The 12728-nt window shown below is 59.6% G+C and carries 11 protein-coding genes; 10 read left to right on the forward strand and 1 reads right to left on the reverse strand.

The genetic code is table 11. From position 1 onward, the window contains the following. The first annotated feature begins 228 nt into the window (after positions 1–228). The 10 genes from BSU04_RS18755 (at position 229) to BSU04_RS18800 (ending at position 11497) form a co-directional block, all read left to right on the forward strand. Positions 229–1389 carry an FAD-dependent monooxygenase gene (locus tag BSU04_RS18755; protein ID WP_089162035.1) on the forward strand — a complete coding sequence of 387 codons (1161 nt, stop codon included), beginning with the start codon at positions 229–231 and terminating at the stop codon, positions 1387–1389. Positions 1390–1471: 82 nt separating this feature from the next. Continuing rightward, positions 1472–1981, forward strand: coding sequence for a (2Fe-2S)-binding protein (locus tag BSU04_RS18760; protein ID WP_089162036.1), 510 nt, complete (start codon positions 1472–1474; stop codon positions 1979–1981). A gap of 46 nt (positions 1982–2027) precedes the next feature. Continuing rightward, positions 2028–4820 carry a molybdopterin-dependent oxidoreductase gene (locus BSU04_RS18765; protein WP_256983017.1) on the forward strand — a complete coding sequence of 931 codons (2793 nt, stop codon included), beginning with the start codon at positions 2028–2030 and terminating at the stop codon, positions 4818–4820. 98 nt (positions 4821–4918) lie between these two features. Next, positions 4919–5401 carry a MarR family winged helix-turn-helix transcriptional regulator gene (locus BSU04_RS18770; RefSeq protein ID WP_089162037.1) on the forward strand — a complete coding sequence of 161 codons (483 nt, stop codon included), beginning with the start codon at positions 4919–4921 and terminating at the stop codon, positions 5399–5401. Positions 5402–5797: 396 nt separating this feature from the next. After that, the gene (locus BSU04_RS18775; RefSeq protein ID WP_089162038.1) at positions 5798–7720 is read left to right on the forward strand and encodes an ABC transporter permease; all 1923 of its coding nucleotides are present in this window, start codon (positions 5798–5800) and stop codon (positions 7718–7720) included. Continuing rightward, positions 7717–8502: an ABC transporter ATP-binding protein gene (locus BSU04_RS18780; protein WP_089162039.1), complete on the forward strand. Its 786-nt coding sequence runs from the start codon at positions 7717–7719 to the stop codon at positions 8500–8502. The genes BSU04_RS18775 and BSU04_RS18780 overlap by 4 nt, the downstream gene beginning before the upstream one ends. Next, positions 8502–9230, forward strand: a complete 729-nt coding sequence (locus BSU04_RS18785; protein ID WP_179258358.1) for an ABC transporter ATP-binding protein — start codon at positions 8502–8504, stop codon at positions 9228–9230. Before BSU04_RS18780 ends, BSU04_RS18785 begins: the two co-directional genes overlap by 1 nt. 111 nt (positions 9231–9341) lie before the next feature. Then, a complete protein-coding gene (locus BSU04_RS18790; protein ID WP_089162040.1) occupies positions 9342–10559 on the forward strand; it encodes an ABC transporter substrate-binding protein in 1218 nt (405 codons plus the stop codon). Between the two features lie 186 nt (positions 10560–10745). Beyond that, entirely contained in the window at positions 10746–11018 is a 273-nt protein-coding gene (locus BSU04_RS18795) for a hypothetical protein (protein ID WP_089162041.1), read from the forward strand. Between the two features lie 218 nt (positions 11019–11236). Further along, complete coding sequence (locus BSU04_RS18800) at positions 11237–11497, forward strand: nucleotidyltransferase family protein (protein ID WP_089162083.1); 261 nt, start codon at positions 11237–11239, stop codon at positions 11495–11497. Between the two features lie 180 nt (positions 11498–11677). Here the strand turns inward: BSU04_RS18800 and BSU04_RS18805 are convergent, their stop codons facing one another. Beyond that, complete coding sequence (locus BSU04_RS18805; protein WP_089162042.1) at positions 11678–12241, reverse strand: YSC84-related protein; 564 nt, start codon at positions 12239–12241, stop codon at positions 11678–11680. Positions 12242–12728: the final 487 nt, after the last annotated feature.

The raw sequence follows: 12728 nt of genomic DNA on the forward strand, positions 1-12728 counted from the left end.
CACATTGGAATTTAACAAGATTCCGAAAACATTTTTTAATGGTGCATGCATGCTTTGGATTGGTGAAAACCCTTATAAAATGCACATATAAAGGGATAAATCGCACCTGAACCGATTCAATGCAAATTTTCTTTACTCAAAAAAATTCAATGTGTACACTCAATATAGGTTCAATTAACAGGCTCGGCTGAACGACTTTCGGCGAGCGCCAGACATGGAGAGATCATCATGAGCAAACCCCGTATTGCAATCATCGGCGCGGGCCTTGGCGGAACAGCGGCAGCGGCGCTGATGCAGCGCGCCGGTTATTCGGTTCGCCTTTACGAGCAGGCTCCTGCGTTTTCGCGTCTCGGCGCGGGCATACACCTTGGCCCCAACGTGATGAAGATCATGCGCCGCATGGACTGCGAAGACGCGTTGAACGTCATGGGTTCGCATCCCGACTACTGGTACAGCCGGGACTGGAAAACGGGCGAGGCTATCGCGCAGATCCCGCTTGGCGATTTCGCGCTGAAAGAATATGGCGCGTCGTATCTCACGGTGCACCGCGGTGACTTCCATGCGCTGATGACCGAGGCGGTCGCGCCTGGCACCATCGAATTCAATAAGTGCCTGAGCGGGATTGAAGAGCTCGACAACGAGGTGCGGCTGACGTTTGCCGACGGCAGCGTTGAGACCGCGGACATTGTGATTGGCGCGGACGGCGTGAACTCGAAGATCCGCGACCATCTGCTCGGCGCGGAACCGCCGAGATACACGGGTTATGTTGCGCATCGCGCGGTATTTCCCGCCTCGCTGCTCGGCACCGATCCTTTCGATCTCTGTGTAAAGTGGTGGTCGGAAGACCGGCACATGATGGTGTATTACGTGACGTCCAAGCGCGATGAAATCTACTACGTGACCGGCGTTCCGCAGGCCGAGTGGCCGGCAGGGCAGTCGGTTGCGCCCAGCAGCCGCGACGAAATGCGCGAGGTGTTCGCGGGCTATCATCCGTCGGTGCAAAAGCTGATCGACGCCACGCCCGAAGTCACGAAATGGCCGCTGCTGGAACGCGATCCGCTGCCGCTGTGGAGTCGCGGCCGCCTGGTACTGCTTGGCGACGCATGCCATCCGATGAAGCCGCATATGGCGCAGGGCGCGGCCATGGCAATCGAGGATGCAGCAATGCTCACGCGTTGCCTGGACGAAGTAGGAACAACCGATTACGCCGGAGCGTTTGCGCTGTACGAAGCGAATCGTGCGCAGCGTGCGTCGAAGGTGCAACTGGTCTCGCACAACAACACGTGGCTGCGCACTAACGAAGATCCGGCATGGGTGTTCGCTTATGACGTGTTCAACGAACCCCTGAAGTCGCCGTCGGCCAAGCAGACAACAACTGCTGCCGCCTGATATTTCGACCCGGCCGCCTCAGTAGTGCCTGGATGAGCTGTCCAGGCATCGCTAAAAGCGGTCTTGATTCGATGACTTGAAAATGAGCGTGTCTGCCTCCGCACCATCGGTTTCCGGACCATTGACGCTGACTGTCAACGGCAGCACTCGCACGGTCGACGTGACCCGCGACACGCCCTTGCTATACGTTCTGCGCAACGACTTCGAACTGAACGGGCCGAAGTACGGTTGCGGTCTCGGCCAGTGCGGTGCGTGCACGGTGCTGCTGGACGGCGGTCCTGCACGTTCATGTGTCGTGCCGGTTGCGGCGGCTATCGGACGCGAGACGCTCACGCTGGAAGGGCTTGGAACGCCGGACGCGCTGCATCCGATCCAGCGGGCTTTTATCGATGAACAGGCAGCGCAATGCGGCTACTGCCTCAACGGCATGATCATGAGCACGAAGGCGCTGCTTGATCGCAACCCCGAGCCTGATGACAATGATATCCGCGACGCGCTGCGCTTTAACCTGTGCCGTTGCGGCACGCACATTGAAATCATGAAGGCAGTGCATCGCGCGGCCGAGTATCTGAAACGCGAACAAAAGCGCTGATTCGTTGGACCCCATGTAATGGACGCCCTGTAATGGACCCGAGGTAATGGACGCCGTGCACGAAGGAAGTTCTGGTGGACCCGTGCTGATGCCCGAGTCGATGCTTCACGCGTGCGTGGTGGGGGAAGCCGACGCTACGCTGCTCGCGTCGGCGCAACAGTTGCGCGTGGAAGCAGGCGTGCGCTGGGTGGTCGCGGGGAACGTGGCCGCGTTCGTGGCTGAGCGTTTCGAGCAGGCGCGCGACGCCGCTTGTCTGCTGGTGTTATCGGCCCGTCCGCAGCATGCCGCTGATATGCCTTCTTTACCCGTGCAACACTCGGGTTTGCAGCAGGAAGCGCATTACACATGGCCGATTCCTGCGGACAGGTTGGTGCCGTGCGAGGCCATTGCGTGTGACGACGCAGGTAGTATCGCCGTCTGGAGCAGTGCTCCCGAGACTGCGGATCTACGGGCGAAGCTTGCCGCTATCACGGGCCTGCCGCCGGATTGCTTTGCGTTGCATTCGCTCGATGTACAAGATGGCCAAGCCGATCCGCTGATCGCCACGTATGCCGCGCTCGCTGCGGTTGTTCTGATGGCGAAAACCGGCCGGACGATGTGCGTTGGCGGTTATATGGCGGTGTCTCAGGTCAGGGAGGCGGACGTTTGTGTCGCGGCGTCGCTGGACTACAAAGGCGCGCTGCTCGACTGGCGCTACGTTGCGCGAACGCCGGGTTTAACAGGCGGCGAAGCAGTCGCGCGAGATCCGGGTCCTTATTCTTCATCCCGTGCCACGTCGCTGGTCGACGATCCCGCCGCGCTGATTCCCGGCTCGGCGCATACCTTTGCGCGCGAGTCTTTCGTCGATGAAATCGCGCGCGATCATCATCGCGATCCGGTTTCGTTTCGTCTCGATCACCTTGATCCGGTGGAGTATGGCGGCGCGAGGGAACTGATCGATACGGTGGCGCAGCGGGCAGCGTGGAACACCGATACGCCGGATCGCAAGGTGCGCCGCGCGAACAACGAAGTCGCACATGGCCGTGGTTTCGCGTTCGACACACACGATGCGGCATCCGGCGATAACCCGATACCCGACTACTCAGCGTGGATCGTCGATCTCGATGTGAACCGCCTGACCGGTGACGTTGCGCTCAAGCGCGTGGTAGCAGGGCGGGCAAGTGGACGCCGCCGGATCGGCCGGTTGATTGGCGTTCCGGCCCGGCAGATTGCTGCTGCAGCTTCGCGCGCCCTGGGTCTGCAACTCACTGCGCGACCTTCGCACGACGAGACGCCGGGCACTCAAGCCGTATCGCATGAACTTGCTCCCGCATCGTTCACATCCGGCGAAGTCGCTACGCAGACCGCTGCCGGCGATCGTCTGGAAATCGACGTCTCTCCCGCTGCAGCGGCTATCGCCAATGCGCTTTACGATGCGACCGGCGTGCGTTTTCGAGCGCCGCCGTTCACGCCGGAGCGCGTGCTTGCGGCGCTTGGCGCAATGCGCGAATCAGAAGCGGCTAATGGCGGGATCGGCAACAGACCGCGGCGCGCAAAACGCTCGCTCTGGACCGCGCTCGCGGCCGGCGGAGTAGGCAGCCTGATCGGCCTCGCCTGCACGGCATGGCCCCTGCGTGCCCCGATTGAAGCGATCGCCCGCCCGGCTGCATCGACGTGGTCCGATGCCACCATCGCTCGCGGTCGCCAGATTGCGGAGTTTGGCGATTGCGCGGTCTGCCATACGGCGCCCGGCGGCGTGGTCAATGCCGGCGGCCTCGGCCTTGAAACGCCTTTTGGCATGGTCTACACGACCAATCTGACTCCCGATCCGAAGACGGGCATTGGCAACTGGTCGTTCGCCGCGTTCGACCGGGCGATGCGCCAGGGCATTTCACGCGACGGCCATCATCTGTATCCCGCATTCCCGTACACCGCGTTCACGAAGATGAGCGAGGCCGACATGACCGCGCTGTACGCGTATTTGATGTCGCAGCCGGCGGTCGAACATTCGCCGCCTGTCACACGCTTGCCGTTTCCGCTGAATCAGCGTGCATTGGTCGCTGGATGGAATGCACTCTATCTGAAGCAGGGCGAGTTCAAGCCCGACCCAACGCGCTCGGCAATATGGAATCGCGGCGCGTATCTGGTGGACGGTGCCGGACATTGCAGCGCGTGCCATTCGCCGCGCAATGCATTCGGGGCAGAGAAGGGCGGGCGTTTGTACTTGAGCGGCGGCAGCGCTGAAGGCTGGGTGGCGCCGTCGCTCGTGGCCAATTCGAAAGCGCCTGTACGATGGACCGAGCAGGCGTTGTACGACTATCTCAAGACGGGCTTCTCTCATGAGCATGGCGTCGCGGCTGGCCCAATGGCGCCGGTCGTCGCGAGCTTGTCGACGCTGCCGGAAGAGGACGTGCGCGCGATGGCGCACTACGTGGCGTCGCTGTCGCCGCAGCCGGCTGCGGCTCCGACTGCTGTCCCCTTGTCGGAGTCTGCACACGATCTAGCCACAAGTGCCGTGACCCTGCAGGGACTCGACAGAGGCCGGCGGATCTTTGACGGCGCATGCGCGGTCTGTCATGCCGCGACGGGCGGTGTCGGCAACTTCGGGGTACGCCCGCTGCTCTCGCTGAACACCAGTGTGAGCGAAGCCACGCCCGACAACTTGCTGAACGTCATCCAGAATGGCATTGATGCCCCCGCTACCGACGCGCTTGGTTACATGCCGGGCTTCAAGGATTCGTTCGACGACCGGCAGATCGCCGATCTCGTGTCTTATATTCGCGCTACATTCGCACCGAATGAAGCGTCGTGGAAAGACTTGGCCCAGGCGTCGGCGCGAATCCGGAAGCATGTGCACTAGCGGCAGGCGGAACGTTGCTCCGGCTACCTTGACGAATGCCGCTCGCCCGGTCCGGGCGAGCGGCATTCCCACTCCACCCTACCGACACTCGAACTATCATGGCGCCTTCGAAGCTTCCTTCCGGTTCATCGCAAGCTGCGCAGAACGCCGTGTCCCGCTATGAGGTGTCGGAGCAGATCGGGCATCTTCTTCGCAAAGCGTATCAGCGCCATCTCGCCATCTTCAGCCAGACCATCGACGACCCCCAACTGACCGCCGTGCAGTTTGCGGTATTGAGCGCCAATCGAAGGCTCGGACCGTCTTCAATGAGCGACCTGGGCAAAGCGACTGCGATCGATGCGGCCACGGTACGCGGCATAATTGAACGTCTGAGGACGCGCGAGCTGATCGAGTTACAGACGAATCCCGACGACCGCAGGAAGGTGACGGTGCAACTGACGCGCGCGGGTGAAAGCCTGGTTGAACAGATCACGCCAACCGCCGTGCGTATCAGCGAGTTGACCATGGGCGAGCTTAATGAGGCCGAGCGCGTGGCCGCGCTGTATTTGCTGCGCAAGCTCAGCGCGCCCGATGCCGAGTAAGCGCGATTCGTACTCAGTGCGTTTGTGCGGTGACGGCCACGCTTATTAATTAGTCACTTCGTCTGGTGCGATCCGTCTGCCGCCGCGTCGCATTGCACCAATAGCGGGACCGTCGCACCAGAAAAGCGATTATGGCGTGTACGCTGATTTTATAAGGTGCGGCACAACAGGCATTCCCGTAGGCCGTTAGCTTCGCGTCAGCTATAAAACCCAATAAAACAAGGGTTAAAGCCCATGATACCTAGTACAAGTCTCTAGCTATAAAGTGGGCATGGTCATTGCATAGAAGACTAGAATTAGAGTGTGTACATTTGTATCGGCAGACAGAGACGGCGCTTGGAAAGGCAGTCTTGCCGACGCGAACACCTTGATGAATTCCGAGCTATAGAGGCGTCGATGCTTTCGAATCTGGCTGTGCAACTCATTAACGGACTAGCGGACGCCTGCGCCATGTTTCTTGTCGCGTCCGGTTTGTCGTTGATCTTCGGCGTGACGCGAATCGTCAACTTCGCGCACGGCTCGTTCTACATGCTTGGCGTGTACGTGGCCTATAGCATCGCCAGCCGCTTTGGTTCGACCGTCGCCGGTTTCTGGCTTTCGATGCTTGCAGCAGCGCTCGTTGTCGCCGTGCTCGGTGCGCTGGTTGAAATGGTCGTGCTCCGGCGCATTTATCAGGCGCCCGAGTTATTCCACCTGCTGGCAACCTTTGCGCTGGTGCTGATCTTTCGGGACGCCGCGCTGTACATCTGGGGTCCGGAAGACCTGTTCGGGCCGCGCGCTCCGCTGCTCGGCGGCGCAGTCAATCTGCTCGGCCACGCACTGCCCACCTACGACATTGCATTGATCGTGATCGGCCCCGTGGTGCTGGGTATCCTCTGGTTCGGTCTGACTAAAACGCGCTGGGGCACGCTCGTGCGCGCGGCGACCGGTGACCGGGAAATGCTCGGTGCGCTCGGTATCAACCAGGCTTGGCTATTTACGGGCGTGTTTTTTATCGGCGCGTTCCTCGCGGGTCTTGGCGGTGCGCTTCAGGTGCCGCGCATGTCGGCGAATCTGTCGCTTGATATCGATACGATCGGCAATGCGTTCGTCGTGGTGGTGGTTGGCGGAATGGGCTCGATTCCCGGCGCGTTCGTGGCCGCGTTGCTGATCGCGGAGATCAAGGCGCTCTGCATTGGCATAGGCGACGTAGCCATCGGCGGCGTGGTGTTTTCGTTGAGCAAGTTCACGCTGGTGGCGGAGTTCGTGGTGATGGCAATCGTGCTCGTCGTGCGGCCGTGGGGTCTGCTCGGTCGCGCGCAGGCAGCAGTGCGCACCATGGCCGCCGCTGAAACACCACTGCGTCCCGCCGATACCCGGCTGAAGATATTCGCCGGTATCGTGCTAGCGGTGCTTGTGCTCGCACCGCTGCTTTCAGGCGTGTTCCCCTACATGCCCGTGCTGCTCGTCGAGATCCTGATCGCGGTTTTATTTGCGACGAGCCTGCATTTCATCATGGGTCCGGGCGGCATGCATTCGTTCGGTCATGCCGCCTATTTTGGCCTCGGCGCTTATGGCGCGGCGTTGTTCCTGAAGGTCCTGAATCTGCCAATGGAAGCCGCGCTCGTGCTCGGCCCGCTGCTTGCCGGTGTCGGGGCGATCGTGTTCGGATGGTTCTGCGTGCGCTTGTCGGGGGTCTATCTCGCGATGCTGACACTGGCGTTCGCACAGATCGTCTGGTCGATCGTGTTCCAGTGGGATGCCGTCACCGGCGGCAGTAACGGCATTCTTAACCTGTGGCCGTCGACCTGGCTCAGCTCGACGGTGGCGTACTACTACGTGAGCTTGGTGTTCGCGGTCCTGGGTGTCTGGCTCCTGCGGCGAATGTTGTTCTCGCCGCTCGGATATGCCATGCGTGCCTCGCGCGATTCCACGCTGCGCGCCGAAGCAATCGGTATCGATGTAAAGCGCGTGCAGTGGGTGGCTTTCATTATCGCGTCATTGTTCTGCGGCCTCGCGGGATCACTGTATGCGTTCTCGAAGGGGTCGATCTCGCCGGAAGTGATCAGCGTCGGGCGCTCGGTCGACGGTCTCGTGATGGTGCTGCTGGGTGGCTTGCAGACGCTTACCGGCCCGATTGTCGGCGCGGCGGTGTTCACGTGGCTTCAAGATACGGTCGCGCGTCAGACCGACTACTGGGAGGCCCTGCTGGGCGCTGCGATCCTGGTGCTGGTGATCGCGTTTCCGCAGGGGATTGTGGGGTTCGTGCGGGACAAGTTCGAGTCGCGTAAAAATTCCGATGGCGGCGTGGCCTCGCAACCCGCCAAGGAGGCCCTGTGACTCTCCTGCGCGTCTCTCATCTTGCGAAATCATTCGGCGGCGTCAAAGCTGTCGACGACGTTTCCTTCGACTTGCACGCGGGGCAATTGCTCGCGCTGATCGGTCCCAACGGTGCCGGCAAGTCGACCTGCTTCAACATGCTCAACGGGCAGTTGAGGCCGAGTTCAGGCTCGATCCTGTTCGACGACCAAGAGATCGCCGGCAAACGTCCGCGCGATATCTGGCGTCTTGGCGTTGGCCGCACCTTCCAGATTGCCGCGACTTTCAATTCGATGACCGTGATTGAAAACGTGCAGATGGCGCTCGTTTCGCGGGACCGCCAGTTATTCAACCTGTGGAAACCGGCCTCGTCCATTCACGCCGATGAAGCGATCGCGCTTCTCGAACAAGTCGGCATGGCGGCGCATGCGAAGCGCGCGTGCGGCGTGCTGGCTTATGGCGATGTGAAGCGCGTTGAGCTGGCCGTTGCACTTGCGAATAAACCGAAACTGCTGCTGATGGACGAACCGACGGCGGGCATGGCGCCCAAGGAACGCAACGACCTGATGGCGCTGACCAAGCAACTGGTGATCGACCACAAGCTCGGTGTGCTCTTCACCGAGCACAGCATGGACGTGGTGTTCGCCTACGCCGACAAGCTGATCGTGCTCGCTCGCGGCAAGCTGATTGGCGAGGGCGATGCGGAAACCGTCCGCAACGATCCGCGTGTGCGCGAAGTGTATTTCGGCACGGGAAAATCTTTCACGCCGCGTGCATCGCTTGCTGCAGACGGAGTCGCGTAATGAACACGGCCACTCAAGACAAGAGCATGTTGAAAGTTTCCGGCCTGAACGCGTTTTATGGCCGCGCGCAGATCCTGTACGACGTTGAACTCGAAGTCGGCCGCGGCGAAGTGGTGGCGCTGATGGGCCGCAACGGCGCGGGCAAGTCGACCACGATGAAAGCGCTGATGGGCATGCTGCCGTCGCGACAGGGGGCGATCAATTTCCGCGGGCACGACATCGCGAAGTTGCCGCCGTATCGTATTGCGCGGCTCGGCATGGGCTTCGTGCCGGAAGACCGGCGCGTGTTTGGCGATCTGACGGTCATGGAGAATCTCGATACCGGCCGCCAGCCGCCGCGCGACGACGCGCCGCGCTGGACGCCTGAAAAGCTGTTCCGGTTGTTTCCGAATCTCGGCGAGATGCCGAATCGACCGGGCAGCCAGATGAGCGGCGGCGAGCAGCAGATGCTCACCGTGTCGCGTACGCTGATGGGCAATCCCACGCTGGTCCTGCTGGATGAACCGTCGGAAGGCGTGGCGCCAATCATCGTTGAACAGATGGCGAACATGATTCTCGAGTTGAAGCGCGAAGGGCTGTCTATCCTGCTGTCCGAGCAGAACATGCATTTCGCGGAGCTCGTCAGCGACCGTGCGTATGTGCTGGAAAAAGGGCAGATACGGTTCAGCGGCACGATAGACGAGCTCGCCCGCGACGAAGCGGTCCGGCGGGCCTACCTGAGTGTTTAAGCGTGTTCAAGCGCGAACAGCCAAGCAAAGATCGACCAAGGGTATCCTTCAATCAGCCTTAGCCATGTCAGTTAGCATTCAACCTAGCCGCTTTATCCGGAGAGAAAAACTATGACCACGCGTGTTGGATCGTTGCTGCGCTTAACCGCCTTCATGGTTGCGCCCCTGGCCACCGCCTTAGTGTCGGTCGGCGCTGCCGCTCAGACCATCAAGATCGGCGAGATCAACAGTTATAAAGCGCAGCCTGCGTTCCTCGGCCCGTACAAGAACGGCTGGAACATGGCACTCGACGAGGTCAACGCGGCGGGTGGCATCAATGGCAAGAAGCTCGAAGTCGTCTCGCGCGACGACAACGGCAACCCGGGCGATACGGTTCGCGTGGCGCAGGAATTGGTAACGGGCGAACAGGTCTCCCTGTTGTTTGGCGGCTTCTTGTCGAACACCGGCCTGGCGCTTGCCGACTATGCCAAGCAACGCAAGGTTTTCTTCCTGGCTGCTGAACCGCTGACCGACAAGATCGTCTGGCAGGACGGCAACAAGTACACATACCGGCTGCGTCCATCGACGTATATGCAGGTCGCGATGCTCGTGCCCGAAGCCGTCAAGCTGCATAAGAAACGCTGGGCGGTTGTCTATCCGAACTATGAATATGGCCAGTCCGCCGTGGCGACGTTCAAGCGGTTGCTGAAAGCAGCGCAGCCTGACGTTGAGTTCGTTGCTGACCAGGCGGCCCCGCTTGGCAAGCTGGATGCCGGCGCCGTTACGCAAGCGCTGGCGGACGCGAAGCCCGATGCAATCTTCAACGTCGAGTTCGGTGCCGATCTGGGCAAGTTCGTGCGTGAGGGCAATACGCGTGGTTTGTTCAAGGATATTTCCGTGGTGTCGTTGCTGACGGGCGAGCCTGAATACCTCGATCCGCTCGGGTCCGAGGCGCCGGTCGGCTGGATCGTGACGGGGTATCCGTGGTACTCGATCGATACGCCTGCTAATCGCAAGTTCGTCGCGGCCTATGAGACGAAGTATCACGACTATCCGCGCGTTGGATCGGTGGTGGGTTACTCGGCGTTGATGTCGATCGCGGATGGCTTGAAGAAGGCCAAGTCGACCGATCCGGACAAGCTCGCGGCAGCGTTCAAGGGGCTTTCCGTAGACACACCGTTTGGTCCCATCACCTACCGCGCGCAGGACAACCAGTCGACGATGGGCGCGTATGTCGGGACGACGGCGGTGAAGGACGGCAAGGGCATCATGACGAACTATCGGTATATCGATGGCGCGAGTGTCCAGCCTTCCGACGCGGAAGTGGCGAAGCTGCGCGCGGCGGATTGAGTTGATGCACTGTGTGTGAAAACGACCCGCGCAAGCGGGCCGTTTTCGTTGGTGGGGCTGACGAAGGACTTCGTGTCGGACGTTGCTGGCATCGGTCAAATCGGTTGATGCGGCAAAAAGTACTTGACCGATACCGGCAGCGGCCTGATACGCACATATCATGTCGGTGTACATAGGAGTGTAGGAATGGTTGCTGCAAGGAAACGGATTCTCGTCCAGGTGACGCCGGTCGAAAAACGTGCGATTGCGAGCACCGCGAAGCGTCTCGGACACAACGTGAGTGAATTGATGTGCGAGGCCGTGCAGGGCATCACGACGTCGGACGATGAAGAAAACATCAATGCGCTAATCCGGCACGTGAATGTGTCCACGCCGGAAGCGAACGACGCTCTCGATGATGCGCTGTCATTCGTTGCGGAATCGAACAAGCCCATCGCGGCAATGACGGGAGTTAGGTAGTAGTGGGTGTAACCGACAAGGTGTGTTGGATCCCTATTTCGCACAGGATGACTTGACGCAGTCGCACATCGCAAGGGTAGTGGTTGAGTCACTCGCTGCTGAGCGCGGGCTATGTCACGCTGGTGGAATTGGCATTGGGCGAAGCTCATGCAGTAAAGTGGTGTTTCTGGCTTGGCCTTGGCGCCCGACGGAACTTGAACAGCCTAGAAATTCATTCGATGAAGCCGTCTATTGCACTCGATGCGCACCGCGCGGAAATCCGCCAGATTGTCGAGGCAAACCGCTCCGTCAATGCGCGCGTATTTGGTTCCGTTTTGCGCGGGGCAGATACAGAAGGCAGTGATCTGGATATCTTGGTTGACCCGGATCCGGGGATGACGCTGTTGAATATCGGCTCGATCCGTCGCCAACTGGCACAGTTGCTTGGCGTGCCGGTAGACGTGCTAACTCCGAATGCACTTCCCGAAAAGTTTCGTTAGGGTGTGGTCGCCGAGGCGGTGCCGGTATGAGTCGTGACAAACAACGCATCGCGAAGGCTAAAACGTTGGACTTCATCATCCATCCCCACCCCAGGCGAGCCGTAACAACACGCGTACACGCCAAGCGCGCGTCGAGTGAACCGTAAGATCCACACGCAGATCCTCTGCGCAACCAACCCCTCACGGGCTAAGCTTTGAAATTTTCTGGCCCTGAATGCCTACTCCGGCCATCAACCCTTGCTGACCATAAATAAACGCATAGACGTCCGATTGCAGCGTGGTCGATGTCAGCGACCGTGCCGTGCCGGAATCCACGACAACAACGCTTGGTCCCGCGCCAATCGACCAGCCGCCGCTGGTTTGCAGATACTTGATGGCGGAATCAGTCGTGAGGAACATGGCTTCCTGAAACGATTGCGCGCCGGCCTGCAGGCCGTACGAAACGGACGTTGCGTTGTAGTAGCCCATCACTTTCCCATCCGCGCCAAACATCACGCCGTTTCCTTCCTCGGCCCCGACGATCAAACCCGCCTTGAGTATCTCCGGAAATACGAGCACCGCCTTCGCTCTGGACTGGAGCAACTTTGCATCGGGCGTGGTGATGTACAACTGCTGTAGCGCTGCGCGCGCCTTTGCCTCCAGATCGGGATCGACCGCGTTTGACGGAGGTATTTGCGAGGTCGAGCAGGAGGTCGCAAACAGCAAGAGCACGTGAACGAGGATCAGTCTGATGCATTGGGCCATGAGGTCTACTCCGCTTGCAGATCGGTCGTATCCGGGTGAATACAACCTGGGTGATTCGCTGGGTGTTCAGTACAGGTGCGCTTTATCGGTGGTAATGACGGTCAGCGTTTTTATTTGGAAAGTGTCCCGCGCGCAGGTGAATAGATTGAGTAAATGAGTTTTACCAACTGCTGTTATTTGAAATGATCTTGTTCGGAGTATTCAATAACACATTGCAAATGGAGACGATTGGCAACACGATTGGCAACGATAAACGTGCTTAACACTTCGCTCAGCCAGGACCGGATCGCACTGGACATGACAAGCGTCGGATGATCGACAAATTCTATCTGTGAAGGCTACGCGGTCAAATCCAACGGTCTTCTCTTTAATTAAATCGTGGGTTTAACAGGGTAGGAGGTTATATCAAGCATTGTCATTTGGCAAAGCATCAAGAGATCAGTAATTTAATAGAATTAATATCGAAATTCGTTTCGGTGTTTCAATT

This window comes from Caballeronia sordidicola, from assembly GCF_002220365.1.
Lineage (GTDB): Bacteria > Pseudomonadota > Gammaproteobacteria > Burkholderiales > Burkholderiaceae > Caballeronia > Caballeronia sordidicola_C.

What these genes read in the sequence shown, in the direction of transcription:
- BSU04_RS18755 (WP_089162035.1), top strand. Translation starts at nt 229, where the DNA reads ATGAGCAAACCCCGTATTGCAATCATCGGCGCGGGCCTTGGCGGAACA.
- BSU04_RS18760 (WP_089162036.1), top strand. Translation starts at nt 1,472, where the DNA reads ATGAGCGTGTCTGCCTCCGCACCATCGGTTTCCGGACCATTGACGCTG.
- BSU04_RS18765 (WP_256983017.1), top strand. Translation starts at nt 2,028, where the DNA reads ATGGACGCCGTGCACGAAGGAAGTTCTGGTGGACCCGTGCTGATGCCC.
- BSU04_RS18770 (WP_089162037.1), top strand. Translation starts at nt 4,919, where the DNA reads ATGGCGCCTTCGAAGCTTCCTTCCGGTTCATCGCAAGCTGCGCAGAAC.
- BSU04_RS18775 (WP_089162038.1), top strand. Translation starts at nt 5,798, where the DNA reads ATGCTTTCGAATCTGGCTGTGCAACTCATTAACGGACTAGCGGACGCC.
- BSU04_RS18785 (WP_179258358.1), top strand. Translation starts at nt 8,502, where the DNA reads ATGAACACGGCCACTCAAGACAAGAGCATGTTGAAAGTTTCCGGCCTG.
- BSU04_RS18790 (WP_089162040.1), top strand. Translation starts at nt 9,342, where the DNA reads ATGACCACGCGTGTTGGATCGTTGCTGCGCTTAACCGCCTTCATGGTT.
- BSU04_RS18795 (WP_089162041.1), top strand. Translation starts at nt 10,746, where the DNA reads ATGGTTGCTGCAAGGAAACGGATTCTCGTCCAGGTGACGCCGGTCGAA.
- BSU04_RS18800 (WP_089162083.1), top strand. Translation starts at nt 11,237, where the DNA reads ATGAAGCCGTCTATTGCACTCGATGCGCACCGCGCGGAAATCCGCCAG.
- BSU04_RS18805 (WP_089162042.1), bottom strand. Translation starts at nt 12,241, where the DNA reads ATGGCCCAATGCATCAGACTGATCCTCGTTCACGTGCTCTTGCTGTTT.